This window comes from Spirosoma panaciterrae DSM 21099, assembly GCF_000374025.1.
GTDB lineage: Bacteria > Bacteroidota > Bacteroidia > Cytophagales > Spirosomataceae > Spirosoma > Spirosoma panaciterrae.
The window spans coordinates 37,403-63,268 of sequence record NZ_KB893175.1; the positions used below are offsets into that span (position 1 = coordinate 37,403).

20 protein-coding genes and 1 tRNA gene are annotated in these 25,866 nt (G+C 49.1%); 12 read left to right on the top strand and 9 right to left on the bottom strand.

The window, feature by feature from the left end; all coding sequences use genetic code 11:
• Positions 1-354: 354 nt before the first annotated feature.
• Positions 355-741 (bottom strand): inner membrane protein YiaA, encoded by a 387-nt coding sequence (gene yiaA / locus B153_RS0106845; protein ID WP_026261954.1) that lies wholly within the window; start codon positions 739-741, stop codon positions 355-357.
• A 370-nt stretch (positions 742-1,111) separates the two neighbouring features.
• Between yiaA and B153_RS0106850 the strand changes: the two genes are divergently transcribed.
• A tRNA-Arg gene (locus tag B153_RS0106850) sits at positions 1,112-1,185 on the top strand.
• A gap of 214 nt (positions 1,186-1,399) precedes the next feature.
• Here B153_RS0106850 and B153_RS0106855 read toward each other — a convergent pair.
• The gene (locus B153_RS0106855; RefSeq protein WP_020595948.1) at positions 1,400-1,642 is read right to left on the bottom strand and encodes a transposase; all 243 of its coding nucleotides are present in this window, start codon (positions 1,640-1,642) and stop codon (positions 1,400-1,402) included.
• A gap of 243 nt (positions 1,643-1,885) precedes the next feature.
• Positions 1,886-2,353, bottom strand: coding sequence for a helix-turn-helix domain-containing protein (locus B153_RS0106860; RefSeq protein ID WP_020595949.1), 468 nt, complete (start codon positions 2,351-2,353; stop codon positions 1,886-1,888).
• Positions 2,354-2,953: 600 nt separating this feature from the next.
• On the opposite strand from B153_RS0106860, the gene B153_RS0106865 reads away from it, so the two are divergent.
• Together B153_RS0106865 and B153_RS0106870 are read left to right on the top strand one after the other, a co-directional pair.
• On the top strand, positions 2,954-3,388 hold the full coding sequence (locus B153_RS0106865) for a hypothetical protein (RefSeq protein WP_040760969.1): 435 nt from the start codon (positions 2,954-2,956) through the stop codon (positions 3,386-3,388).
• A 654-nt stretch (positions 3,389-4,042) separates the two neighbouring features.
• Positions 4,043-5,800, top strand: coding sequence for an alpha-amylase family glycosyl hydrolase (locus B153_RS0106870; protein WP_020595951.1), 1,758 nt, complete (start codon positions 4,043-4,045; stop codon positions 5,798-5,800).
• A gap of 64 nt (positions 5,801-5,864) precedes the next feature.
• On the opposite strand, the gene treF is transcribed toward B153_RS0106870, so the two are convergent.
• Both treF and treS read right to left on the bottom strand, forming a co-directional pair.
• Positions 5,865-7,478 (bottom strand): alpha,alpha-trehalase TreF, encoded by a 1,614-nt coding sequence (treF, locus tag B153_RS0106875; protein WP_020595952.1) that lies wholly within the window; start codon positions 7,476-7,478, stop codon positions 5,865-5,867.
• A gap of 29 nt (positions 7,479-7,507) precedes the next feature.
• A complete protein-coding gene (treS, locus tag B153_RS0106880) occupies positions 7,508-10,882 on the bottom strand; it encodes a maltose alpha-D-glucosyltransferase (protein WP_020595953.1) in 3,375 nt (1,124 codons plus the stop codon).
• 290 nt (positions 10,883-11,172) lie between these two features.
• Between treS and B153_RS0106885 the strand changes: the two genes are divergently transcribed.
• Positions 11,173-13,407, top strand: coding sequence for a bifunctional alpha,alpha-trehalose-phosphate synthase (UDP-forming)/trehalose-phosphatase (locus tag B153_RS0106885; protein ID WP_020595954.1), 2,235 nt, complete (start codon positions 11,173-11,175; stop codon positions 13,405-13,407).
• Between the two features lie 97 nt (positions 13,408-13,504).
• Here B153_RS0106885 and B153_RS0106890 read toward each other — a convergent pair whose 3' ends face one another.
• Positions 13,505-14,068 carry a DapH/DapD/GlmU-related protein gene (locus tag B153_RS0106890; RefSeq protein ID WP_020595955.1) on the bottom strand — a complete coding sequence of 188 codons (564 nt, stop codon included), beginning with the start codon at positions 14,066-14,068 and terminating at the stop codon, positions 13,505-13,507.
• 579 nt (positions 14,069-14,647) lie between these two features.
• On the opposite strand from B153_RS0106890, the gene B153_RS0106895 reads away from it, so the two are divergent.
• Positions 14,648-15,250: a carboxylesterase family protein gene (locus B153_RS0106895; protein ID WP_026261956.1), complete on the top strand. Its 603-nt coding sequence runs from the start codon at positions 14,648-14,650 to the stop codon at positions 15,248-15,250.
• Here B153_RS0106895 and B153_RS38790 read toward each other — a convergent pair.
• Positions 15,186-15,458: a hypothetical protein gene (locus B153_RS38790; RefSeq protein ID WP_342664790.1), complete on the bottom strand. Its 273-nt coding sequence runs from the start codon at positions 15,456-15,458 to the stop codon at positions 15,186-15,188. The two genes, B153_RS0106895 and B153_RS38790, sit on opposite strands and share 65 nt — an antisense overlap.
• A gap of 568 nt (positions 15,459-16,026) precedes the next feature.
• Here B153_RS38790 and B153_RS0106900 point away from each other — a divergent pair.
• The 3 genes from B153_RS0106900 to B153_RS34780 all read left to right on the top strand — a co-directional run bounded on the left by B153_RS0106900 (position 16,027) and on the right by B153_RS34780 (position 18,381).
• Positions 16,027-16,704, top strand: coding sequence for a response regulator transcription factor (locus B153_RS0106900; RefSeq protein WP_020595956.1), 678 nt, complete (start codon positions 16,027-16,029; stop codon positions 16,702-16,704).
• 9 nt (positions 16,705-16,713) lie between these two features.
• Positions 16,714-18,078, top strand: coding sequence for a HAMP domain-containing sensor histidine kinase (locus tag B153_RS0106905; protein ID WP_020595957.1), 1,365 nt, complete (start codon positions 16,714-16,716; stop codon positions 18,076-18,078).
• A 108-nt stretch (positions 18,079-18,186) separates the two neighbouring features.
• The gene (locus B153_RS34780; protein WP_020595958.1) at positions 18,187-18,381 is read left to right on the top strand and encodes a hypothetical protein; all 195 of its coding nucleotides are present in this window, start codon (positions 18,187-18,189) and stop codon (positions 18,379-18,381) included.
• A gap of 25 nt (positions 18,382-18,406) precedes the next feature.
• Here B153_RS34780 and B153_RS0106915 read toward each other — a convergent pair whose 3' ends face one another.
• Complete coding sequence (locus B153_RS0106915; protein WP_020595959.1) at positions 18,407-19,801, bottom strand: DUF389 domain-containing protein; 1,395 nt, start codon at positions 19,799-19,801, stop codon at positions 18,407-18,409.
• A gap of 87 nt (positions 19,802-19,888) precedes the next feature.
• Between B153_RS0106915 and B153_RS0106920 the strand changes: the two genes are divergently transcribed.
• Positions 19,889-21,136, top strand: a complete 1,248-nt coding sequence (locus B153_RS0106920) for a cation:proton antiporter (protein ID WP_020595960.1) — start codon at positions 19,889-19,891, stop codon at positions 21,134-21,136.
• 6 nt (positions 21,137-21,142) lie between these two features.
• Here the strand turns inward: B153_RS0106920 and B153_RS0106925 are convergent, their stop codons facing one another.
• Positions 21,143-22,549, bottom strand: a complete 1,407-nt coding sequence (locus tag B153_RS0106925; RefSeq protein ID WP_020595961.1) for a chloride channel protein — start codon at positions 22,547-22,549, stop codon at positions 21,143-21,145.
• Positions 22,550-22,715: 166 nt separating this feature from the next.
• Here B153_RS0106925 and B153_RS0106930 point away from each other — a divergent pair, with 166 nt between their 5' ends.
• The 3 genes from B153_RS0106930 (at position 22,716) to B153_RS0106940 (ending at position 25,790) form a co-directional block, all read left to right on the top strand.
• Entirely contained in the window at positions 22,716-23,633 is a 918-nt protein-coding gene (locus B153_RS0106930) for a hypothetical protein (protein ID WP_020595962.1), read from the top strand.
• A 39-nt stretch (positions 23,634-23,672) separates the two neighbouring features.
• Positions 23,673-23,882: a hypothetical protein gene (locus B153_RS0106935; RefSeq protein WP_020595963.1), complete on the top strand. Its 210-nt coding sequence runs from the start codon at positions 23,673-23,675 to the stop codon at positions 23,880-23,882.
• 204 nt (positions 23,883-24,086) lie between these two features.
• Positions 24,087-25,790 carry a tetratricopeptide repeat protein gene (locus tag B153_RS0106940; RefSeq protein ID WP_020595964.1) on the top strand — a complete coding sequence of 568 codons (1,704 nt, stop codon included), beginning with the start codon at positions 24,087-24,089 and terminating at the stop codon, positions 25,788-25,790.
• The last annotated feature ends 76 nt before the right edge of the window (positions 25,791-25,866 follow it).

Below are 25,866 nucleotides of genomic sequence, written 5' to 3' on the forward strand. Positions count from 1 at the left end.
AGCGTATCTGCCTTTTGGGTTAGAGGTGACATGGAGGTGCCAGCCAACGAGGCTGTTCACGTTCTGATGGGCAACGCCATTCGGCGAAAATCGACAAAAAACGCTGACCTCATGCCGAGCCCAGCGTTTAAATCTAACCCATAAGAGCTTGCTAGCTATAGAACCAATAGTTTGCAATCGGGGCCATTTTAGTTAATAATTGCCTTAATCGTTAACTTATTGATTGGACGGCAATGCCTAACTTACCCTTATGGATCGCTTTCTAAGCCCAAACAGAATGATTCATACGTAGTTGAGTGAACCGAGTAAGGGCTACTAAAAATGTGCAGCAGCCAAATCAATAGACGGCTAAATTTAGGCCGATTGACCATCGCGGGTATTTTTCTGGACGGCTATAGCGCCAAATAAAGCGAGCAGAAAAGCAAAGGCATAAAAGCCTTTTTCGCTGGGCAATAGAGTGGCGTTCCAAAGGCCAACGGTGAGCAGTACGATGGCTAAAATAGTGGAAAACCAGCTTAAGCCGTAATAAATATCGGTTACCGGCAAACCTTCCAGCCGATCTCGTACACTCTTTTGCACCGATACGACTGAAAATAGACCGTACATCAACACCGTGAAGTAGAATCCTTTTTCATTGAGGAGCATGTCGGAGCGCCATAAACCGATTAAGAAGCCAAACATACCGGCACCCAGCGCTACCCAGGAAGCGCCGACAAATGCCATTGAGGGTTTTTGAGTCATTTTAGTAGTGATTAGATGGTGACTGTTTTGGGAAAGTGGCCGGGAAAAGGATTACCGGAACAACCGACTTGTAATCACTTACCTGCAGTATAAAACCACCTTTGCTTACGACCACAAAGTTGAAAAGTGCTTTTGAGGGAAAATACAGCTAATCAACAATTGGTAGGAATGAGTAAATAAATGCCGCTCTGGGCTGAGTTATTCCCGAAACAAGGGTAAACAGGATAATCATATGGCATTTTTGTAAAATAGTAGAAATGCACGTATTTTTACAGCCTTTATGAATAGTTACCAGGGAATGAATGTGAGGGCTTACGCTTTCAATACGTTTCTTTTCTACATTAGTAGCCGTTCATAGATCATGAAACACGGTCCTGTAGCTCAGTTGGATAGAGCATCTGCCTTCTAAGCAGACGGTCAAGCGTTCGAGTCGCTTCGGGATCACTCAGGTAATCAAGCACTTACGATATATTCGTGGGTGCTTTTTTTCTTGAATGGCCTAGCTACGATTCACTATTGAAATTTTTCTGACGGGTTCAGATATTGATCCGTGAATTATTCCGTAATGAATGCTACCTCTTTTTTATTGAAGAATGCCTTCACTGATTTAGGGCCATTTTCAAACCGTTTGGCTTGCTCAAGAACTGCCACCGTTAGCTCATCTAGACTGGTATACGCTCGATTTTTCAAGCTGCCCTTCAACCGCTTCGGCGGTCCGATGACTCCAGAACAGTTCAACCGGGTTTAATTCTGGGCTGTAAGCTGGTAAGCGTTCCAGATGAATCCTACCGGGCCGTTCATGAAGTAACTGCTTGACGGCCTCGCTCCGGTGAATGGCAGCTCCATCCGCGACGGCGGCCCGGCCAGATAACCAGTAAATTTCGCTTTCGGTATCATCCACAGAGCTGGCTTAAAAACCATACGATGTCTTCGCCTGTAAAGGGCTGGTCTTGACCAGCTAAATAGATCCGACCGTTAGGAGCAATTGCAGCAATGAGGCTTAAATGAGTACGCCCCGCTTGCTCAATGAGTACCAGTGTCTGACCACAAGGTGCCCAAGTATGAGCCACTAATGGCAATAGATAACAGGCTGATTCATCCACATATAAAATGACGCGTCCTTCAGCATGCGCTTTTTTTAAGTTCAGTCGGACCGCTGATGTGGTAAGCGTTCTTCTCGCCATTGAGCAACCGTCCCTGCGTCTTGCTGGCTAGCCTTACGCTGCGGTAACTGCCTGCTCCATCCTACCTTTTTCAAAATCCGGCCAATTTGAGACGGATCATAGCTGACACCAAACAGCTTCTTGATCAGCTCATTAACTCGGGGGCGAGTCCAGACGGCTCCACTAAATCCGTGATATTGGGCCCCTTTGTTTAGTTCGATTACTAATTGACTCAGCTGCTGAGCAGATAGTCGGGCTGGCGCGCCGGTTCGTTTCCCCTCTTGCAAAGCGGTTAGTCCTTGCTGGTTGTATTTCTTTAAAGTTCGACTGACCCAAGGTTGAGTTAACCCGAAGGCGTTAGCAATTGCTGCCTGCTGCCAACCGGCCTGGCTGAGTTCGACACAACGTCGGCGAAGTGCTTCGTAATCGGATTGTTTGTAGTTTGCCATAGAAAGCGAAAGCTACTTACATAACAGACTTACTCACGTATCAATAACAAAACAGCCCGGTGGCAATGCTACCGGGCTGAAAAATAACTATCCTAATCTTTAGTAAATGATCAACGAAGTGTACAAGCCTATTGTTTACTTACCTTTTGGAAGGTTAAAAAGTAGATCGGTTAGCAAGCGCCCGTTGGCAGTAGATGAAAACGAATACGCATACTCTTTACCGTGGAGAAAACGCCCTACTTTGTAGTATAGGAGGAGGGGATAAATAAATTTTTATACTATTGGCAGCTAAGAAAATATCTTTTTGATAGAATAGGTGAAGGTTTGTTGTTGGGTAATTGTCAGGTATTTAGCTAATATAATCTTCGTGGAGTTGCGTTTGAGAAAGCCAGATTATACCTGGCCGTCCAGCCTCAATACCATAGACGAATGCTACCGCCAGATGGCCTGGCTCAACGCAGTATTCATTCGTAACGCCTAACCTTACAATGAATACCCAAAATCTATTTACTTTTCAGTCAATAAGAAAATTGGTTAAAATGAGGACGATACTTCATTATACAAACCATAGACTGGTTGTTTACTATATCCTCTTCGGCTATGAAACATTTCTTCTGTGTCTTGATCCTTTTAACGGTCGGAATGGCCGCCTGTCAGCAGTCAACTACACTCCCGATACCGACCTACGAAGGTCAATACAATTTACAAGTATCAGGGGAGTATACCTTTGATAGCTTTCCGGTCAATCAGACTGACAAGGGCACCTTAACAGTTGTTAAGAATGCTGACGGAACTTACACCTTTACGGAGAAACTGTCGGTTAAAGTTCGATCCTATCAGGTACGGGTTAGCGGTGCTAAATTTGAGGTGCCAATTCAAATAGATTCTTTCCCGGTCAACGGAGTGACTTATAGCCCTGCATTCAAGGGGACGGGTGAATTTAAGACCAATAGTGTTACGATAACCCGGACCACTTCGTTTACGGCTGGGGCAGTGCGGGTCAATATTTCAACGGAAACCTATGGCTATCGCTAACAAGCTTTAGCTGCCATCTGTAGGGGACATGAAATAAGGGCTTACTATCTATCATGCTATTCCGAGTGCTATGGCTTATATCTACCTGCCGATTTTAAGTCTGCTGGGCATCGCTTTGCTTATCCCTTCGATTAGGTTGTTACTTTTCGTTGAAGACTTCGTCTAACGCGCGAGGCCAGGTTTTCTAATCCGCTTTTGCCGATTCAGACGGGTTAGCATAGAAATTTAGGCAGCGCTAATTCCGGTTGCATCGGATGCTTGCTAGAAGCCTGCCTGTTCAGCTAAACGCTTATCACTTGGGAGGCAACTAGTTGCATGGTTGCCTGCTCAACCAATAGTAGGGTTGGTGTACTCTTCTTTGTCTCGCGTCCCACAAATACATCCATAAACATTTGCGGCTCGTTCTAAGCAGTTTCTAAGATCTGCTTAAGGGCATTCTAAGCAATGCGTGTGTTATTTGTTTTGTTCGTAACTAACCAACATCGGATAGGGCAAGGCTCAAGCATACTCAATTTCTCATTCATATTGAGTCGTTTTCAACGCCATGAAGCCGGGTGTTCATGCGCCCGACCTGCTGATGGCTATGCCATGGTTAGGAAAATTTGCCAGTAGATGGTCGGATGGCTTCTCCGATATCTCGTAACATCTTTTTCTATGAGTCATACGAAAGACTATCATCAACGATCGCTTGGCCTTACCTTCACCCCAGATCATACAGCGCAGATAACTGTATGGGCGCCTTTTGCCCAGAAAGTGGCCGTCTCCATTCAAACGGGTTCGTCTGAACTACCTTTGCAAAAAGGAACGAATGGGGACTGGCACGGAGAAACCGATCAGATCAAACCCGGTGATTTATATACGTTTGTCATCAACGACGAGCAGGAATGCGCTGACCCGGCATCACTTATACAACCCCAGGGGTTCTATGGCCCTTCCCAGGCGTTTGATACATCTGCTTTTTATTGGGAAGATGCACACTGGGTCAATCCGCCCATCGACGACTACATCATTTACGAACTTGATATATGCACCTTCACGCCAGAAGGTACACTTAAGGCGCTGATTCATAAACTGAGCCATCTCAAAAAATTGGGTGTTACGGCAATTCTGCTTAGGCCCATCACTCCGTTTCTGAATCCCCAATCCCAACAGCAGTCCGCTCCTTTTTTATATGCTGTTCAAACGTCATGTGGTGGACCGGCGCACCTGCAACAACTGGTAAATGCCTGCCATTTTGAAGGCATCGCCGTTATTCTGGATATGGTGTATCAACGGACAGAACAACCAGCAAAAGGATTTGGGAACTTTGGGTTGCTGGCCCGTTCGCAGGCCCGCACGCTTACCGATAAGCCTGACTTTTTTCGTGAAGCTCATGAGCGCTACCTTATCGAGAATATGATGATGTGGTTTCAGGAGTTTCATATCGACGCGATTCAGTTGAGGGATATTCAGACCTTGCCGGATGCCGATCAGCTACTTCATCGAATGCGGGAGCGTACAAATGCTTTAACTAACCTGACCGGACGGCAATATTATCTATTGGCTGAACACGACTTGCCCCAACCGATGTGTAGTAATGAAGATAAATCGAGTAGCGATCGGGTTAGAAAGCCAATTTCCTCCGGAAACAGGGCTGACTCAGCCCGTAATTCGTTTAACCAGGATATAATCGCTCGTCGGTGTCAAACCCGGCATTATCAGGAATCGTATCTGTATGATGCGCATTTCTCGGAGGTACTTGACGAGTTGTTTGATCGAGAAGGGGCCGAGGGAGCCGGAGAAGGGGTGCTTTCACTATCGCAGACTTGTTACAAAGCCCAAAACAATCTGCTGGAAACCTATACCACGCAGCCACTCAACACAGAATCCGTCAAGCTCATGGCGGGGTATATTCTAGTGAGTCCCTGTATACCTACGCTGTTTATGGGCGAAGAATGGGGGCACATGAATCCATTCCTGGCACTGACTCAGGATGAGCCTGTACGGATGGCTGAAAAATCGTTGCCTGTCGATCAGGAAATCCAGTCGGCTTCTGCTTCAGCCTGGGAGGGGCTGGATGAGCCCCCAAGCCCAACCTTGTATCGGTACTATCAGTCGCTTACGGCACTCCGGCGTCAGCAACCGGCATTGTATCATCTCAATCCCCGACACACCCGGATCATTCATCAGGAGGGAGAAACAACGCTTCTCATGCATCGGTGGCATAAGACCAACGACGTATTGTGCCTGATGAATTTTTCCTCCGAAAAACAGATCGTGACACTGCCTGACCTGGGAGAAAGCTGGCAAAAGCTGCTCGACTCAGCCGACCCCGTCTGGGAAGGGCCCGGCGCATCGCCCGAGCTTTTGGCCAGCAAAGCCACGCTGATTCTTCAGCCGGAGTCAATCGTCGTCTACAAAGCCCAAGCCTGAAAGCGGTCAGCGTTCGTCAGGGCCGGGGTCTGTCTGAGGCAGACAAAATCGGGAAGTCGTCTGTTTACTTTTCACTGAGCAACCTCAAAAGGACGCCGTTGGTCCAGCCGAAGCCGTCCTGATTGGGGTATTCTCCGCCTTTGGCGGCTGCCGTACTGATTACGTCGTATTTTTCGACCATCTTACCCGACACTTTGTAGACCCGCAGATTCTCGGCTACCCAATTTATTTTGATCTTACTGGCCAGTGGCAACTGGCGATAATTACGCAGACCCTGTATGGCTATCCATTGTAATGGGGCCCAGCCGTTGGGCGAATCCCATTGTTGACCCGTATTTTGCAAGGTGGTTGTCAATCCGCCTGGTTTCAAAAACGACTGCTCCAGTTTGCGGGCTACAGCTACGGCTTGAGCGGGCGTCGCTATCTTCACGAATAGAGGATAGATACCCGCCAATGAATAGACTGTGGAGGGCTTGCGGGCCACGAAATCATAATCGAAAAAGAAACCACTTTTCGGATTCCAGCAGTACCGCTGAAGCGCAGTTCGACGTTGCTGCGCCAGTTGTTGGTAGGTTTTGGAACGGTTTAAATCGCCTTTCAATCGATAACCATCTGCCAACGTTTGCTCCAGATTGACAAGCAGTGCGTTTAAATCGACGGGGATAAAGTCGGTTGTATGAATGGTACGTAGGTTTTTACCATCCCGAAACCAGCGACTGCTGAAATCCCAGCCCGACTCGGCTGCCGCCCGGAGGTGCCGGTAAAGGGGCTGTGGATTTTTGATGTGGCGAGCCAGTTGCACGTCCTCCCGATACGATTCAGGGCGAGGGGTTGATTTGTCGTCAAAATAGCGATTTAGATATATGCCCTCCGCCAGTTGAACCACACGTCGGTAAGCTGGCTGCTGTGCCGTTACCTGATCTTTGCCGTCCATCCAGAAATCATATTCCTGCTGAAGTTCAGGTAAATAGGTCAGCAATACCCGCCGTCCCTGAATTTCCGAAAGTAGGTTGACCATGAATGAGAAAAACGGCGGCTGCGACCGGCCCAGAAAATACGTTCGGTTTCCGTTAGGAATAAAGCCAACTGTGCGGATCAGATAGGCAAAATTATCGACCATATTTCGGATGAGCGCTGGTTTGCCCGACGCCCGTAATCCCAGCATTGTAAAATAGCTATCCCAGTAATACATCTCTCCAAATCGTCCTCCGGGAACCACATACGGATTCGGCAGGGGAATCAGTGAGCCCGGTTGTAAGCCCTCTTTCAGACGGGGTGTGGCCGGGCGCGTCAGTACAGGCCATAAATCGGCCATATGCTCACTCGCCGACTGACCGGCATGGCTGGTGTAGCCCGAAGCGGGTTTGACCGGCAGGGTGAACTGCTGTAGAATAAACGCCTTCAAGTTGAAGTCGCTGCGCTGACGGGCTTTTTCGTAGTTGGCCAGAATAGTTGCTGGCGGATAGTTGGGAATGCAGTCAGCAAATGTTTTTGAATCGGGAAAAACAGCTTTTATCTGAACGGTTTCAAACAGATTTCCGAATTGCTCGTCGGGCCCGAGTAGCAATGGCCGTTCTGTACTGGTTTTTTTGAGGACTTGCTGTCCCTGATTGGGTGTTACGCTACCTAAAAAGAAAATGAGAAATGCAATGTATGGGATACGAAGGGGGTGTTTCATGAAGTTTTGTTTATGGATAGGGTGTTCTTTTAGAACGACCCTATCCCATCAACGGTCTCTGGCATGAGCTCTTTGGCCACAGTGCCAGTCTGTTCAATAATCGATTGAATGATTTCCAGGGGCACACGAACCCAGTCGGGTCGGTGGCTGAGTTCACTATTTAGGTCCGATATGGCTTTTTCGAGCAGGTACGTTTCCAGCATCATTTGCAGATCGTTGGCGTCATCGGGAATAAACGAACTGCCCCGAACGGTTTCCAGATAGGCTTCCATAAAAAAGTTGCTCATGCATTGGGCCCAGAATATAGCATAGGGTAAAAGGGGGATCGTGTCTTCGGCCGTGACCTGATTATTCTGTAAAAAGCCTTCGTACCCAACGTAATAGAACGAGCGAATCATAGACGCGACATCACGCAGAGGAGACCGTTTCAGACGACGTTCGCTGTAGCTCCGGCCAGGGTCGCCCCCAAAATCCTGAATGGCAATATCTTTGCCCGTCAGCAGAATCTTGTCCAACTGCAGGTCCCCGTGAATGCGAATCTTGGTGCTGACCAGTTTTTTACTGTAAATCCGTTTAAACAGGGCTAATACTTCCTCTTTTCGACCCAGTATCTGTTCAACATCCTGCCGAACATTGTCGGGCAGGCGTTGCAAATTTCGTTTTTGGGTCTGGTAACTTTCGCGAACCAGCGATTGAAAACCGGCATACAACGACCGCTGATAGTGCAGGGAAAATTCTTCAGGGGCAAAGTCTGTCAGTGTCGTGTTCGACGCCAGTGCCTGGTGCATCGCCCCGATTCGTTCGCCTAGTAGCCGAACCTGCTGAGCGGCCCGGTGGCCAAGTAACTCCTGTGCTTCGGGGGGTAAGCTCGTGAACGAAACCGGCTGACTCAGGGTGCCCAGCGTTGCATTCAGGGCCTCGGCCAATTGCATTGAATTGCGGGCCAGAATCCGTTCAATAAAGTTGTTGATGCGTTCCAGAACATACTGTTTCCCATCGCCATGTTGCGCTACAAGTTTCTGCATAACGGCCAGCATGATCGGCTCGCCCGAAGCCAGCATTTCGATCATTCCGGCAAACGGAGGGACGTTCGAAAAGTCTGCCTGCTCAGACAGGAACTGAGTCATTTCGGCATCTGGATTGATCGTTAAATCAACCTTTCGATACACTTTCAATACGTAACAGTGATCGTAAATGATAGAGGCATAGGCAGGGCCCGAAGCCACCAGTTTCGACTTTATAGCACTGTGCTGACGGACGTAGTCCATCAATAACGGTTTAGATTGCAGAACAAGGTTGCCTTCAGCATGTCGGTCATTCTGTGTTAGTTTCTGAAGCAGAGCCTGCTGTACATCGGGGAGGTAAAGACCATCGCAGAGTACCCCCGATTCGTGCCCCAGATGCAGATTGGCCAGTACCGCCTGAGGGCAGCTATGTAATAACAGAGCGGCCTGTAGCTCGTCGGCAAAGGCAATAACCAACTGGAAAATTTCGGGCAGGCCCCGCTCATACGTAACTTCAACCAAAAGAATGTAGGCCGAACCCACTGGCAGCATAAGCGGTGCCTGGTTCAGAATAGAAACGCCCCGCATGGTTACCCGCTTTTCTTCGAACCAGTCGGTCCTGAGCAGGTAATCGGGCAAGACTTTCGTTTCCAGGCGTTCCCGGGTGTTGTTGCTCAAAATCTGTCCCCACAGGGCAATATGCAGTTCAGGAAGCTGGAGGGGAGCCGCCACACGCGCAGCTGTTTTTTCCAGCACAAACCACTGGTAGTCGTGAGGGGCCAGCGTGAAGAAATACGTTTCCTGTTCCGTAACAGCCGGAAACGTATTTCGGCTGAATAACTCAACCGGAACATACCCGCCAAACCCATCCAGTTCAATTTCGGCAGGTTGAGCATATTTCGACAGGTTAATGATGATCAGCAGCGTCTGGTCTTCGTAGGTGCGGGTAAACGCCAGCACTTTTGGATTTTCGACGTTCAGAAAGGTCAGATCTCCTCGCCCAAAAGCCTTGTATTTCTTCCGTAGGGTCATCATCCGTTTCATGAACCAAAACAGCGAGGAGGTGTTCTGACGCTGCGTTTCGACGTTGACGGATTCATAATGGTACTCCGAATCAAGAATGGTAGGCAGATATAGCTTATGAGGATTGGCGGCCGAGAATCCGGCATTTCGGTCGGGCGACCATTGCATGGGCGTTCGTACGCCATCGCGGTCGCCCAGATACACATTATCGCCCATGCCGATTTCATCGCCGTAATACAGAACCGGTGTGCCCGGCAACGAAAAAAGCAGCGAGTTCATCAACTCTATTTTTTTTCGGTTGTTGCTCAGCAGCGGAGCCAAACGATGGCGTAGACCCAGATTGATGCGGGATCGGGGGTCTTTGATGTACGTCTTGTACATATAGTCCCGCTCCTCGTCGGTCACCATTTCGAGGGTTAGCTCGTCATGATTGCGGAGAAAGATAGCCCACTGGCAGTTTTCGGGGATGGCGGGGGTTTGATCAAAAATATCGGTGATGGGATAGCGGTCTTCCATTTGTAACGCCATAAACAACCGGGGCATGACCGGAAAATGGTAGTTCATATGGCACTCATCGCCATCACCAAAATACGATGCGGCTTCTTCGGGCCACATATTGGCTTCGGCCAGAAAGACCACTCCCGGAAAATGATCATCGACGTGTTGCCGCAGTTGTTTTAGAAACGCGTGGGTTTCGGGCAGGTTTTCGCCGTTGGTACCCTCCCGCTCGTACAGGTAAGGGACAGCATCGAGCCGGAAACCATCCACACCCATGTCGCACCAATAGTCGATTATTTTGAATATCTCGCTCTGCACGAGTGGGTTATCGTAGTTCAGGTCGGGCTGATGATGGAAAAAGCGATGCCAGTAATATGCCTGCGCTTCATGATCCCAGGTCCAGTTCGAATGTTCAAAGTCCTGGAAAATAATGCGAACATCTTTGTATTGAGTCGGGTCATCCGTCCAGACATAATAGTCGCGTTCGGGCGATCCCTTGGGGGCTTTTCGGGCGCGTTGAAACCAGGGATGCTGATCGGAGGTGTGATTGATGACCAGTTCGGTAATCACTTTCAGATTCCGCTGATGGGCTTCGTGAAGCAGCGTTTTAAACTGCTCGATGGTCCCATAGGCGGGGTTGATGGTGTAATAATCGGCTATATCGTACCCGTCATCGCGCAGGGGCGAAGGGTAGAATGGCAAAAGCCAGATGGCCGTAACCCCCAGTTCCTGAAGGTAATCCAGCTTTTGGAGTAAGCCCTGAAAATCACCGATTCCGTCGCCATTGCCGTCGTAAAAGGCTTTGATATGCAATTCATAAATGATGGCATCCTTGTACCACTGAAGATTGTCCTGGAGATCTATGGTATTTTCTGTCATGATTGTCTGGAAGTAAACGATTCAAACGGTCGATCGGGCTGGTCAGATATACGCTGATCGGGCACGAAGGACCAACTGGATTTTGGCAACTACTCGATTTGAGCTAAGAATCTGCTTATAGACCGCTTAGAAATTACTTAGAACGCTTTTCTGGCTTTGTTGTTTAGCAGGAAGTCAAAGTTGTGGTGGAGCTTCTCTAAGAAGTTTCTAAGATTTACTTAAGTTGGCTCTAAGCCCAATTGGCGTCTTTTGTAAAACACACTGCGCGTTCAGTAACGCAACAAGCCTGCATGACAACCTCTAAAACTCCGTTTAAACGCCTGATCATTGTTTCGTATCGATTACCATTTACCGTAAAGGAAAAGCAGGAAGGGTATGAGCTGGTCCAGAACTCAGGAGGTCTGGTGTCGGCTGTGCTGTCGATGGCCGGACAAATGGGACAGTCGTCCGATGGTTTGCCGACCAAAATTCACTGGGTGGGCCATGCCGATTCGGCCTTTCAGGATGTCGATACATCGGTTTTTGAGAACGAAACGTTTGTGGCTCATCCGGTTTTTATCGATGAGGCTGTCCATACAGGTTTTTATTACGGATTTAGTAATGATCTCGTCTGGCCTTTGTTTCACTACTTTCCGTCGTATGCCTCATTTCGGGAGCATGATTTTGACCATTATCAGCAGGCCAATGCCTGTTTTCTGCATGTTCTGAATGAATTGACTGAACCGGGCGATCTCATCTGGATTCACGATTTTCAACTGATGCTCCTGCCCGATATGGTTCGCCAGGTAGTTCCTGATGCGTCTATTGGCTATTTTTTTCACATTCCGTTCCCGACCTACGAGATTATCAAGTTGTTGCCCCGTGCCTGGCGGCAGGAATTGTTGAAGGGTGTTCTGGGGGCCGATGTCATTGGGTTTCATACGGCCGATTATGTCCAGCATTTTATCCAGAGCGTGGCCGAAGTACTGGAACTGCCCATCATCGGCCAGCGAATTGTATTGGCCGATCGCTCGCTACTGGTCAAAGAATTCCCCATAAGTATCGACTTCAACAAGTTCGACCAAAGCAGCCAGGAGGCCGATGTCGTAGAGATGCGCCAACGAGACAAAGCCCTGCTGCGGCATAACCGGATCATTTTTTCGGTGGATCGACTCGACTATACGAAGGGCATTACGTACCGATTACGAGGATTTGAACGATTTCTGGTTCAACATCCCGAATGGCATAATCGCGTTACGTTTGTGATGACGGTGGTTCCCTCGCGCGATAAAATTGGTCAGTATCAGGAGTTAAAGCGAGAAATCGAAGAAACGGTTGGTCGGATCAATGGCCTATTCGGTACCATTGGCTGGCGCCCCATCGTGTACACCTATTCGTCGCTCTCCTTTACAGAGCTACTGGCGCTCTACACCGCCTGCGATATTGCGTTGATTACGCCCCTTCGCGATGGCATGAATCTGGTCTGTAAAGAATTTATTGCCAGCCGACACGATCAGCGGGGCGTTCTGATTTTGAGCGAGCTGGCCGGAGCTGCCCAGGAGCTTCAGGAAGCGCTCATCATTAATCCGACCGATACGCAGGAAGTAGCGGATGCCATCCAGCAGGGCCTTACTATGCCCGAAGCGGAGCAGGAACGGCGACTAACGACGATGCGCAAGCACGTACAAAACCATAATGTGTTCCGCTGGAGTCACGATTTCCTGTCGGCCTTTCAGGTGATTCGTGAGAGTGAAACGGAACTGGAGACCGATCTGCCCATTGCCTCCTTTGTGAGTTCGTTCGAACAGGCACAACAACGGTTGCTCCTGTTCGATTTCGATGGTACCCTGGCCCCAATTGTCAATGACCCGGCCCTGGCTAGTCCCTCCAAGTCATTGAAGCGAACCATTCAGCACCTGGCCGAAACCAGTGATGTAGTAGTCATCAGTGGCCGAAATCGGGCCTTTCTGGAAAAAACGTTTGCGGGTATTTCAGTCAGTCTGGTAGCCGAACACGGCGCTTTTCTCCAGAAACCCGGCCAGCCCTGGGAGCGGCTCGATTTATCGGCCGATGACTGGGTCGATTCGGTTCGGACCATCATGACTCCTTTTGTCGATCAGGCGCCTGGTTCGTTCATTGAAGAGAAAGAAACTTCCATTGCATGGCACTATCGGAAGAGTGAAATAGACGACATTGAAAATCAGGCCATTGATCTGGCTACTCAGTTGCGTAGTGCTTCCTATTCTGTTCCCTTAACGATTATTCAGGGGAGTAAGGTGGTGGAGGTCAAAACCGCTCAGCATAGCAAAGGAACGGTTGCCAATGCCATATTTGAGCAAAAACCCTACGACTTTATTGTAAGCATTGGCGATGACACGACCGACGAAGATATGTTTCGGCAATTGCCCAACTGGGCTTACACTGTTAAAGTGGGAGCAGGCATTTCATTTGCCCGCTACCATCTGGCCCGGCAGCGGGATGTCGAAGTGTTGCTGGAGCGAATGAGCCAGGTGTTGACTAAAGCGCCCGAAGATCAATTGAGCTAATTGCATGCATTCGTTGTCTGTGGCCCGACCTAGTCGGGCCACAAGTCTTTATTGAGGTTGATGTCCGTAAAACGCTATTGAATCGATTGGAACCAAGTTACAACGTGCGGATGACTTTAGCAGGTACTCCGGCAACGACCGTATTGGGCGGAACATCCCGACTCACCACCGCACCGGCTGCAACAATCGCATTTTCACCAACGGTTACACCGGGCAGAATAGTGGCCCCTGCACCTATCCAGGCATTTCGTTTGATCAAAACGGGGCTGGGAATAACGGTTTTTCGATCACCCGGATCGAGCGGATGGTTTTCTGAGGTGAGGTTCACGCGTGGGCCAATCTGTACGTCATCTTCGATGGATATGCCACCGATGTCCAGAAAAGAACAGGCATGGTTGATGAACACGTTTTTTCCCAGCGATATTGACCGGCCAAAGTTGGTATAAAATGGAGGGAAGATCGTGGTCGATTCATCGATTGGGTTTCCGATGATGATGCTTAACTGATCGCGTACCTGATCGACATGGGTTGCCGTTGTGTTCATCTCAACACAGAGCCGGATTGTTCGCGAAACAACTTCGCCAAACGCACCATATTCAGGATCGTCTTTTCGTAGCAGCTCCCCGGCTCGAAGCCGTTCAATTATTGATTGATTGTTCATAATCGTGTTTATGGGAAGGAGAGGCCGCATCTGCAAACCAACCATCCGCCTTTTTGAGATACGAGTAACGTTCGGTTACTGCCTTAGTGTCTGTCAAATTTCTGGTCAGGAAATCGTTGAGCATGTCCGCGACATAAACCCTTATGGGTACCCAACCCGGCTAAAAACAAACTAGTCCGGAGCGACCTATGTAGTTTTACTTAGCCGTTTGAATATAAGTAGATTATTAGAAATGCATCAGGTTAATTTTTGTCCTGCGTCAGCAGGACAAAAAGGCCAGTTTGAGATACGCTAAACGAGTTGTGCTTCTGTACCTGGTGTAATTTAAGTTGTCGGTCATTCCAACCCGCGACAAAAGTAATGGATGGGCAACCTACTGATTTTATACATTTTACGGTTTTACTTACCACTTTTACGGATGCGGGTTTGAGTCACTGTTTTCGCCGTTAGATTTGGCTGAAAGATCAGACGATGACTGGACTAGTTTACCTGAAAAAGTACAGGACTCTAGGGAAAGTACCCACTGATTTGGCCAGAATTTGCTACATAAACCCTTCAATACAGAAACGACCAAAAACCATGATTACAACGAACAGACGGCATTTTTTGACTAGTTTATCGTTGGCAACTGCAGCCGTATACACGTCGCCCTACGCTTTTTCGGGGACTGGGAAAGCCGATGAGTACGTTCAGGTTGAGACGTCGTATGGGCGAATTCGCGGTATCCGCAAAGAAGGAGTCAATACGTTCAAAGGCATTCCCTACGGAGGAAAGGTATCTGGCGACTGGCGGTTTCGTAGGGCGGCCCCGGTAAATCCCTGGACGGGTGTTCGCGATGCACTGGAGGTTGGTGCTCCGGCCATCCAGCCCCCCCGTCGGAATGAGCCTGCTCCAGCCGAAGACTATTTATTCCTGAATGTCTGGACGCCCGCCAACAATCAGAAGAAACGGCCTGTCATGTTCTACAATCATGGCGGTGGGTTTGTCATTGGATCGGGGGCTTCGGCAAGCCAGGATGGCTCTAATCTGGCCCGGAACTTCGACGTAGTCGTAGTCGAAACAAATCATCGGCTGGGTTTACTGGGGTTTCTGTATCTGGATGAACTTGCTGGGGCGACTATGCCGGATCGGGCAATATGGGGAAGCTGGATATGGTGTCACGGCCTCCCGTCACTTTGCTGAACTCTGGACGACCTTCGCCCGAACGGGTAAGCCAGCGGCTAAAGACGTTCCCCAATGGCCAGCCTACAACCTCAAAACCCGCCCAACGATGCGCATTGATACTACCTGTCAGGTGATCGACAATCGATTTAGCCGGGAACTGGCTATGTGGCGTTCCATTGGCAGGATGTAGGCTGCTCAGAATTCCGAACTTACTTATGCCTTTCAAGCCCGAACAGTGGAGATAGGCCGTATACCCGGTCGCTCTGTTTTGTCTGGGCTATGTGCTCTGTAGCTTAGGGCAAAGGGCAGGCCACTAATTGATCTCATCGATTGGCGTTTTGTAGTCTTTCTGACGCTGAGAAGACTTTCTAAGACGTTGGCGGAGATGGGAATAATGGGGAGGGAGCCTATCGAAACCCGAACTTTTCAGGCCATACCGAGCACTGGCTAAATAGCTTAAGGCACCTATGGCCAATAGGGTTAGTGTTATAATCAAAGCTAGCAGCATCGGTCGGTTTCATCAAGGGAAGTACCAGAATCTACTCACAACATTGACCATACCCTGCCAGTAAGAAAACAGGGTATGGATCAATGCATTAGGAAAGCGCATGTTCACCGCTTTGCCCCAGCAAAGTGGAAAACAGGAATAAGGAAGTGCTTAAGCTGACCTTAGAATTTGATTAGAAGCCACCAACAGGTTCGAAAAAGACCAATACGACAACACCGTACTAACTAATAGCGTACTTTGCTGTTTAATACATGACACAGGCTACTCATTGGTAGCTTGTAGTACTATGAAACTATTAGTAGTTGAGGACGAAGCCAAAACCTTGCAGGCCATTCAGCAGGGGCTGGAAGAAAGCCAGTTTGAAGTCGATATTGCCTACGATGGCTTAATCGCCAAGCGGTTGGCTCTGAAAAACAATTATGCTGCCATTATTACCGATCTGATTTTGCCGGGCCTTAATGGGTATGAACTATGTCGTCAGCTTCGGGCCGAAGGGCTTACTACGCCCATCCTGATTCTGACGGCGCTGGGCGAAACGGACGATAAAGTTATGGGATTCGATGCCGGGGCCGATCAGTATCTGACCAAACCGTTTCAGTTTGCCGAGCTACTGGCGCGGGTACGGTCGCTGACCAAACGCGGTACGCAGGTAGCCATGACCGCCCAGACGTTACGCTATGGCGGTATTGAAATGAATCTGGATGCCAAAACCGTGACGCGTGATGGCAAACCAATTGATCTGACCGCCCGAGAGTTTGCGCTGCTGGAGTTCCTGATGCGTAACCAGGGGAGGGTACTTTCCAAGCCAGCCATTGCCGAACACGTCTGGGATTTGAATTTCGATACGGGCACCAATGTAGTAGAGGTTTACATCAACTACCTCCGTAAAAAGATCGACAAAGACTTTCCTAAAAAGTTGATCCACACCCAGTTTGGCATGGGCTATATGTTTAAGGAAGAATGAACAGGCTCTATGACCATTCGCAACCGCTTAACAATACGCTTCACCGGACTGGTTTCCAGTATTCTACTACTGGCCTTTGTGAGCATCTACGCCTTTTGCTGGTATTTTATTTCGTCGGATTTCTACCGACGTCTCGACCGGAAGGCCAATACCATTGGGGATATGCTCATCCGTCACCGATTGAATACGGACTTGATTCAGCAATTGACCCGCATCCGGAAAGACCAGCTACCGAACCAGAAAATCATTGCGTTTGATCAGCGGGATTCCATTATTTTATCGACCAATGAATCAATCACACTAACCCTTCCCCAATCGGTACTGAGCAATATTCGCCAAACCCGGGAAAAGGAATTCCGCCAGGACAAGTATTATGTGGTAGGGGCCCGGTTTATGACGGCTTCCGGGCAATTTGTCGTAATTGCCAGTGCCGAGAATAAGTACGGCGACGAATTCCTGCGTCGGCTGTTCTGGTCCTTAACGGGGCTTTTCTGCCTGATTGTAGCGATTACGGCGTTTTCGGGCTGGTTTTTTGCCAACGATGCTCTTCGCCCGGTGCAGGCCATGGACCGGACGCTGAATGCCATTTTTCCTAAAAACCGCGATGAACGTTTGCCGTTATACCATGACAATGACGAGATCAGCCGTTTGTCGCAAACCATCAACCAACTGCTCGACCGGGTCAATGAGTCATTTCGTTTGCAACGGATGTTTGTGGCCAACGTATCGCACGAACTTAAAAATCCGCTTACCCTGATCAGTTCTCAGCTTGAAGTGAGCTTGCTGAATGAGCGAGGCCCCGAAGCGTATCGACAGACCATTCGTTCGGTTTTGCAAGACGTGACCGAACTGGCTAGTTTAACCCACGAACTACTCCGGCTCTCCCAACTCAACCAAAACGATGCCGTTAGCCTGCTCACCGATCAGGTACGAATCGATGAAATTGTTTGGGATGTTCGTGCTCAGGTAAATGCCATCAATCCACACTACAAGGTGACCGTGCAGCTCGGAACCTTACCCGAAGAACCCGATCAATTATCGGTTCAGGGAAACAAAACTCTGCTGGAAACGGCTCTGAAAAATCTGACCGAAAATGCCTGTAAATTTTCGGACGACGGAAAAGCACGGGTAGAGGTCGACTTTCAGGAAGCTGTGGTTACGATTCGTATTCAAAACCAGGGGAATCCCATCCCAACGGCCGATCTGCCCTATATTTTTGAACCGTTTTACCGTAGTCGTAAAACCGCCGAGGTACGCGGCTACGGGATTGGCCTGTCGCTCGTCGAACGCATCGTTCGCTTACACCGGGGGCGTGTGCAGGTAAGTTCATCAGTTGGTCAGCCAACCGTGTTTAGTATTATGCTTCCCCGTTAGCAGTTGGCTTCTAAGGATATTCTAAGGAGTTTATCAGCGGATATTAATTCGCTGAAAGCAGTTTTGGTTGTTTACTAACTTACCCTTATCCATAAACATACCAGACTCATGATCCATTCAGCGTATCCCTATACTCCGTTTTTTCCGCCCGGACCTGCTACCCGTAAACGACCAACGCCAAACCCATTGTATGATGATGATCAGCCTCCACAGCCCGACTGGCTGCTTATTTTGATGTGCGCTCTCTTTCTGCTTACGCTTTTTCTGGCGTGGTACGTAGATATTCCCCGTCTGTTACACTGAACGGATTGGGTCGGGATGTACATCGTTAGTCGATCAGTAACTTTACTTTCCTACTTTTAGTCCGGCTTTGTAACCAGCGTTCGATTCGACGTTTTTCTGCGGCTGTATGCTTTCGGGAAAACTGAGCATAAACCAGGGTAACCGTATCGGGACGATTGCGGGCTGTGTTAATCACCAGGGCTCTGGTTGCTGTAAACGTACGCACATCGGGCATCAGCGTTTTAAGCTCATTACGCAGATCAGCTACCGGAAGGTCAGCCCTCTGATTCCGTTTGATGAAGTTCTGGAGTGAGTCGATGGTCTGGTCTTTACGGGCTATGGCTCCCTGGCTGTATTTGATCATCTGATCGGCCAGTGTGTTCGTAATTGCGTTCATATCGACCTCGGTATCCTTAAAACTGCCTTGCTTCACAATCAGTTGGGCATCCTGAATACCATAGGCCGACATTCTGTTTTTTAGTTCGTTGATGGAGTCTTTGGGCAACGGCTCCCCTACAATGGTTAGTTCGAGCTTGCTTTGATTTCGGTTATACCGGGCGGCATAGTTAATGACTTGTCGGTATTGAAACTCGCATTCGTTGGAAACAAAGCGTTTGGCCGACTGCTCGAAGATGGTTTTACGGACAATCTGATAGGCGAGATACGTGCTGGGAACGATAACGATCAGAATCGCAATCCAGATGGTATTTCGGACCCGGCGTTCTACATCAGGCGATAGATATTCCTTTTTCGGAAAGTCCAGAAAGCGCACCATCAGAAAGGTTGCCAGACTGATGCAGATGCAGTTGATCAGAAAGAGATAAAAGGCTCCGGCGAAGTAGTAGAAATTGCCAGTGGCCAGGCCATACCCTGCCGTACAGAGTGGAGGCATCAGGGCGGTAGCAATGGCGACCCCCGGAATCACATTCGTTACTTTTTCCCGGCGCGAACCAGCAATAATTCCGGCCAGACCACCAAAGAACGCGATAAAGGCATCCCAAACGGTAGGCGATGTACGAGCCAGCAATTCGGACTGCGCAATGTGCAGGGGGCTTATCAGAAAGTAAACGGTGGAGGTCAGCAGACTGATGAAAATGGCAATGCTGATGTTTTTAATGGCGCGTTGAATCAGCGCCAGATCGTTGATACCAATGCCCAGACCAATACCCATGATCGGCCCCATGAGTGGTGAAATAAGCATGGCACCGATAATAATAGCCGGTGAATTAACATTTAAGCCGATCGAAGCAATAAAAATGGCAAAGATGAGTGTCCAGAGGTTGATACCCCGAAATTCGATGCCTTTACTGATCGACTGCATGATGGCCTCTTCATCGGCTTTATCTTCTTCGAGGCTAAACCGTTCGCGAAAAATCCGGCTAAATCGAGTCAGCATATCGGTTCGATTTGTTCTCGAAGTATTCTGATTTTCAGTAATCATTTTTAGGTCGTGTACTAAGTGGGATGATTAATCAACCTGGTTTTTAATCAAAAGTTAATGTATTCTTGTGTAATTCTTACGTAATCAATGGATCTATTTACCCTCATTACGCTACTCATCGTTGCCTCGGCGCTCTTTGCTTATCTGAATACCAGGCTCTTGAAATTGCCGGATGCCATTGGCATTATGGTGTTGTCGCTAGCCTTTTCGGCATTGCTCATTGCCTTTAATACCATCCATCCCGTTTGGTTGACTGAGGTTCGGCAGACAGTAGCACAAATTGATTTTGGCCGGGTATTGTTCGATGTCATGCTCAGCTTTCTGTTGTTTGCGGGCGCGTTTCATACCAATACCGATCAATTGCGGCAGGTTCGTGGATCCGTCATGTTATTCGCCTTTGTGGGCGTCCTGATTAGTACAGCTCTCGTTGGTACGGGACTATATACACTTGTGGGCTGGCTGGGATTTAGCATTTCGTTTCCATTGTGCCTGCTCTTTGGGGCACTGATTTCGCCCACCGATCCCATTGCGGTATTGGGAATCCTGGCCAAGTTTAAACTGCCGGCAAATGTCAAGTATAACATTGTAGGCGAATCTCTGTTCAACGATGGCGTGGGGGTTGTTGTCTTTGCATCCATTTACCGAATCGCTGTAAATGGTACCGAAAGTATTCGTGCGGGCAATATCGCTTTGCTGTTTCTGGAAGAAGCTGGGGGGGGAGTGCTGTTTGGCCTGATTCTAGGCTATGGACTCTTTCGCTTATTACGATCCATCAATCATTACCAGACCGAGGTCCTGATCACGATAGCGGGGGTGATGGGTGGGTATCTGCTGGCTCAGAAACTCCATATTTCCGGGCCACTGGCTATGGTTGTGGCGGGTTTACTCATGGGTGGAAAGGCCCGTGGTGAAGCCATGAGCGATGTGACGGAAGAATACGTCGATAAGTTCTGGGAGTTGCTGGATGCCATTCTCAATGCTATCCTGTTTGTTCTGATCGGGGTTGAGCTGTTGCTGATCGATTTTCAGGTGGCCTATCTGCCACTATGTGGAGCCGTTATCGTGCTGGTACTTGCCGCTCGGTTTGTATCGATCTGGTTTCCCTTTCAACTGGCACGGCGTTGGCTCAGCCTGGACAAACACGCACCTGTCATGCTTACCTGGGGTGGTTTGCGGGGCGGTTTATCCATTGCCATGGCACTTTCCATTCCGGCTAAGCTATCGGGTCAGGGCTTGATTGTCACACTTACCTACGCAGTGGTTCTGTTTTCGGTTATTGGACAGGGACTAACTATGGAACGCTTAATCAGACGGTTATACCCAACATCGCCTTAACCTTGGTTAGTCGGCCTGAACGGGTTCGGGGGATTGCTGCGTGTTGGCTGATTCCGGTTGCGACAGCGCTTCATACACAAAACCAGCTTTCAGATGCTCATAAAAGGAAACCGGGTCTATGAGCGAGGCTGCTCCCTGTGCCATCAGTCCACCCAGCAGGAGTTGAAAAATAGCCGAGTGACGGTCGGTCATTTCCAGCACAAGGATAGCGGCTGTAAAGGGCGAGCGAACAACGCCGGTTAGAAAGCTGACCATACTCACCAGAATTACCAGATTGGTATCCGAAGCAGGAACGCGAACCAGCCGGGATAAACCATCGCCGAGAATAGCCCCCGCACTGAGCGACGTGGCAAATACACCGCCCGCAGCCCCACTGCAATAGCTGAGCGTCATGCCCGCAAAGCGGACCGGAAACAGATACCAGGGGGTCTGATGATCATTCTGAAACAGCAGTCGGTTAATGATGGGTTTTCCGGTACCAAAGGCATCGGTTCCGACCCAGAAGGCCAGCGCGGCCAGCAGCAATCCAGATCCGGCCACCCAGCCAGCCTGAGCTGGTAAGGTCGTGAACCGTCGGCGGTAAGCATTGGCCCACAACAACATTTTGGCGAAAGCAGCTCCCGCCAGTCCGCAAAAGATGGCAACCAGCACCACAATCCCTAAAAACCAGCCTGTTGTCGACGTGATCTTAGGGAAGCCAAGGTACAGATAAGGCCCTAATATGGCCTGGGCCGTCATCCCGGCAATGATAACAGCGGTAAAAACGGCCGTTCGGAAACGGGTAATGTGGGTTTGCGTGAGTTCTTCCACCACGAACACAATACCCCCCAATGGGGTGTTGAAGGCTGCCGCCAGCCCGGCCGCTCCACCCGTGACTAAGGCAATCTGCCGTGAAAGCTGCGGCCATCCGGCGGGTTGTAAGCGATTGATGGCCCGAAAAATGGCCGCAGAAATCTGGATGGTTGGTCCTTCTCGACCGATAACACCACCACCCAGCAACAGAACGACACTACTCAGTACCTTAACAAAGGCAACCCGAAGGCTCAGTAGATAGGCGATGCGACCGTGGGTTTTGGGCGTCGACAACTCAATACCTGCCATCACTTGCGGGATGCCACTACCTCGGGCGGCTGGTGCCCAGCGACTTACCGCTAGCCAGGCCAATACAAAGGCCAGGGGAGTTAAAATGAAAACCAGATAGGGTTGGCGGCTCAACCAGGTAAAGCTCAGGTGCTCGGCCCAAAGAAATAATTCTTCATACCCAACGGCAATCAGACCCACCAGCAGAGAGGCTACCCAAAACGGTAAGCTTTGTAGAATAACCCGACGGACTCGTTCGGTATAGAGCCGACGAATCACATGCTGGTCGAGCCAGTCCAGTACGCGGGCATACCGGGTCAATTTAGGAAGCATGCGTGCAACGATTAAACAGAGTCTTATTGACTAGTAACGCTAAGGCAGCCAAGTTGATTTACGAAACGCTCAGGTCTAAGCAAATTCTAATATCTCTTTAAGGCATCTGTAACGACTATAGTCCAGTTTTGGGCATTCCTTCACCAGTTTAAAACAACAACCCCTTATGAAAGAAACTGGACGCACCTCAATCAATCTGGCCTGGACGTTGGCGCTGCTCATCGTTGTCGGGTTGGCCGGTGGTATTTACTGGCGAAACAATCGGATGTGGACCAATCACTATAATCAGGTCGAATTACGGGCCGACTCGCTGCTATCGGTCAAATTTCACCTCGAAGATGATATACATAATCTGGAAAGCCAACTGGCTACGGCTGCTGATGATAAGGTATACTTCGATAAGCGCCTGAATCAATTTTACGGCATGTTAAATGAACAGGATCGACAGGCAGACAAACTAAAACAGACAAAGCGTCGTCAGACAAGCACAATTCAACAGCTTCGGCATCAGGGAGATTCATTGGCTATAATTCGTGATAGTCTGGAAAGCCAACTGGAAGCATCGAGAGATAAGATAAACTGGCTGACCGATGCCAATGCGCTTCTCCTTGGTCAGAATAAGGAGCTGGAACAACGGCTACGTTCGTTGAATACCGATCTGGCGGTTACGATACCCCGCGCTAGTCTCACGGGGAATGCTTTTCTGGTCGAACCGCTTAAAAGCAACAAAAAAGTAACGGCCAAAGCGACAAAAATTCGTAGCCTGCTTGTATCCTGTACGGTTCCTGCTGAGCTTCAACTGGAGGGTCGTCAGGAGGTATTTTTAAGCCTGACCGATGCAAACCGCGAAGCTATGATTCCTGCCATTCGAACAACGACTATAGCCCTGCCCAATCTGAACGAAGTTATTCCTGTGCATGCGGCACAAATGGTATCCTTTACCCAATCACCACAGCGAATTGTCTTTCGATTTACACCCCAAACAGCTTTACAATCAGGATTGTATCGGGCGTCGATCTACACGCGGGATGCTTTTCTGGGGACCGTTGAGTTCCGGCTGCGGGATAGTTTCTGGTTCTTTTAACCGATTGTATCAGCAATCAATCCGTCAACAACTTACTGTATGGAAACGCTTAATTTCAAAACAAACCTGCTAACGTCCGACGATGTGGCCGCCGTTACCCTCAGCCTGAACGACATAGAGCCTGTAGATGGTTGGAATGTGAATGCAAGTGGCCTGCTGACCGTTCAAACAACCGATAATCGAATTGGCGAGCAGGTCATCGATGCTGTTAAAAAGGAAGGGTACTGGGCAGAAGCTATACCCATCTAGCTAATAATTACACGCTGACCAATCCTCCCGTTGTGATGTCAGATGCTTGCATCGGAACTACCTAAACAAACTACGCTTAAGTACAATAAAAGCCTTCTAAGGCAATTCTAAGCAATCCTTAAGCCCGTTCTTAATTGCCGATAGTAGTTTAGTGAAGTAATCCAATGAGTGTGGATTGGCTTAATTCCTAAAACAACGACGATTATGAAAACGCATGTTCGAACGGCAATGGTTCTCGCTATGCTATCGGCTGCACCGGCAGGTTTGGCATTGGCCCAAACGGCAGGTCCTGATGCGAACACATTGCTCAATCTTGGCCGATTCGATGAGGCCAAACAGCTTCTTTTGAAGAATGTACAACAAAATCCATCCGCCCAAACCTATTTCGAAGCAGGCTATGGATATCTCCGAACAGGACAGCCCGACTCAGCCAGAATCTGGTTTGAAAAAGGCATTCCGATGGATGAAAAGCGTGTGCCACTGAATCAGACCGGGTCTGCTTTAACGTATCTGGTCAAACAGGATACGGTGAACGCCAATCCGAAACTGGATGAGGTAATTAAGAAAAGCAAAGGTAAAAATGCAGAGATTCTGTACCGAATTGGAGAAGCATATACGGGGTATCTGACACCGGGCAATGGTTCCATAAAACCCATTTACCCACGCATTGTCAATACGGCAAAGGCAATCGATTTCCTGAATCGAGCCACTGATCGCGATAAGAAAAATGCTTCTATTCAGCTTGCTCTGGGCGATGCTTACTACCAGAACCGGGATGCCGGAACGGCCGTATCACGCTACGAGAGCGCTATCGAACTGGGAATGAATCCGTCGCGCGTATACCAGCGCATCGGCGACATCTATTGGCAGGGGCGCAATCTGAATCTGGCTGTAGAGAATTATAAAAAAGCCATTGAGGCCAATCCAAACTACGCTCCGGCCTACAACCAACTGGCCGAACTCTATTTTCTGGTCAACCGATATAAGGAAGCGGCCAGCTATATCGATCAGTACGAGAACGTATCGAAAGACAAACGGCAGGAAACATTGCTCCGGCAGGCTCAGTTTCATTTTCTGGCGAAAGACTATCAGCGGGCTATCAGTCTGATTGATAGTAACCGAACGGCGCTGGGTCAGAATCCTATTGTGTACCGGATCGAGGGATGGGCTTATTCATCGCTGAAGCAGCCCCAGAAAGCCATCGAAAACCTTACTACGTTCCTGGAAAAAGCTCCGGAAAAAATCATGCCCGACGATTACAAGTATCTGGGGCAGGCGTATCTGGCTACCGAACCGACGGACGACGATTCGGTAGGGGTGGTCTATCTGGAAAAAGCAGCCCCTGCCGATACCAGCGAAAATCTGTACAGCGACATTGCCCGCTATTATTACCGGACCAAAAAGCATCCCGAAGCGGTTGCTGCTCTCGATTCGGCTGCCAAACACGGCTTCAAAGCCGATGTTCAGGATTTGTTTCGCTACGGTATGAGTAACTACACGCTTGGCTTTCAGCGCGATAGTTCAGGGAAACTGACGCGCGATACCGTCCGGTTCGCCCTGGCCGACTCGGCGCTGGCGCTGGCGCAACAAGGATCGCCTGATTATGCACCTACGATCCTTTACCGCGCCAAAGCAAATTACTATGCCTACGAACCCGAAGACGCAGTACGGAATGGGAAAGCAAAGCCTTATTTTGAGCAGTTTATCACAATGGTAGCCGATAAACCTGAGGAGCGTACACGCTACAAAAATGATCTGGTGCTGGCCTTTAAGTACCTCATTTCTTACAATGAACTGGTTACCAAAGATGAAGCTGCCCGCAATGAATGGCTTCAGAAAGGACTGGACTGGTTCCCCGACAATAAAGATCTGGTCGCTATTTCTGCACCGCGACCCAGCTCCCAATAGTGCTTTTATTACCGTTGGTTCATTATGACTTGCTTTTACCGCTACCGGAGCATTGATCTCTGGTAGCGGTTTTGTT

Excerpts from the sequence above, each read along its gene's own strand:
- yiaA (WP_026261954.1), bottom strand. The coding sequence starts at position 741 with ATGACTCAAAAACCCTCAATGGCATTTGTCGGCGCTTCCTGGGTAGCG.
- B153_RS0106860 (WP_020595949.1), bottom strand. The coding sequence starts at position 2,353 with ATGGCAAACTACAAACAATCCGATTACGAAGCACTTCGCCGACGTTGT.
- B153_RS0106865 (WP_040760969.1), top strand. The coding sequence starts at position 2,954 with ATGAAACATTTCTTCTGTGTCTTGATCCTTTTAACGGTCGGAATGGCC.
- B153_RS0106870 (WP_020595951.1), top strand. The coding sequence starts at position 4,043 with ATGAGTCATACGAAAGACTATCATCAACGATCGCTTGGCCTTACCTTC.
- treF (WP_020595952.1), bottom strand. The coding sequence starts at position 7,478 with ATGAAACACCCCCTTCGTATCCCATACATTGCATTTCTCATTTTCTTT.
- treS (WP_020595953.1), bottom strand. The coding sequence starts at position 10,882 with ATGACAGAAAATACCATAGATCTCCAGGACAATCTTCAGTGGTACAAG.
- B153_RS0106885 (WP_020595954.1), top strand. The coding sequence starts at position 11,173 with ATGACAACCTCTAAAACTCCGTTTAAACGCCTGATCATTGTTTCGTAT.
- B153_RS0106890 (WP_020595955.1), bottom strand. The coding sequence starts at position 14,068 with ATGAACAATCAATCAATAATTGAACGGCTTCGAGCCGGGGAGCTGCTA.
- B153_RS0106895 (WP_026261956.1), top strand. The coding sequence starts at position 14,648 with ATGATTACAACGAACAGACGGCATTTTTTGACTAGTTTATCGTTGGCA.
- B153_RS0106900 (WP_020595956.1), top strand. The coding sequence starts at position 16,027 with ATGAAACTATTAGTAGTTGAGGACGAAGCCAAAACCTTGCAGGCCATT.
- B153_RS0106905 (WP_020595957.1), top strand. The coding sequence starts at position 16,714 with ATGACCATTCGCAACCGCTTAACAATACGCTTCACCGGACTGGTTTCC.
- B153_RS34780 (WP_020595958.1), top strand. The coding sequence starts at position 18,187 with ATGATCCATTCAGCGTATCCCTATACTCCGTTTTTTCCGCCCGGACCT.
- B153_RS0106915 (WP_020595959.1), bottom strand. The coding sequence starts at position 19,801 with ATGATTACTGAAAATCAGAATACTTCGAGAACAAATCGAACCGATATG.
- B153_RS0106920 (WP_020595960.1), top strand. The coding sequence starts at position 19,889 with ATGGATCTATTTACCCTCATTACGCTACTCATCGTTGCCTCGGCGCTC.
- B153_RS0106925 (WP_020595961.1), bottom strand. The coding sequence starts at position 22,549 with ATGCTTCCTAAATTGACCCGGTATGCCCGCGTACTGGACTGGCTCGAC.
- B153_RS0106930 (WP_020595962.1), top strand. The coding sequence starts at position 22,716 with ATGAAAGAAACTGGACGCACCTCAATCAATCTGGCCTGGACGTTGGCG.
- B153_RS0106935 (WP_020595963.1), top strand. The coding sequence starts at position 23,673 with ATGGAAACGCTTAATTTCAAAACAAACCTGCTAACGTCCGACGATGTG.
- B153_RS0106940 (WP_020595964.1), top strand. The coding sequence starts at position 24,087 with ATGAAAACGCATGTTCGAACGGCAATGGTTCTCGCTATGCTATCGGCT.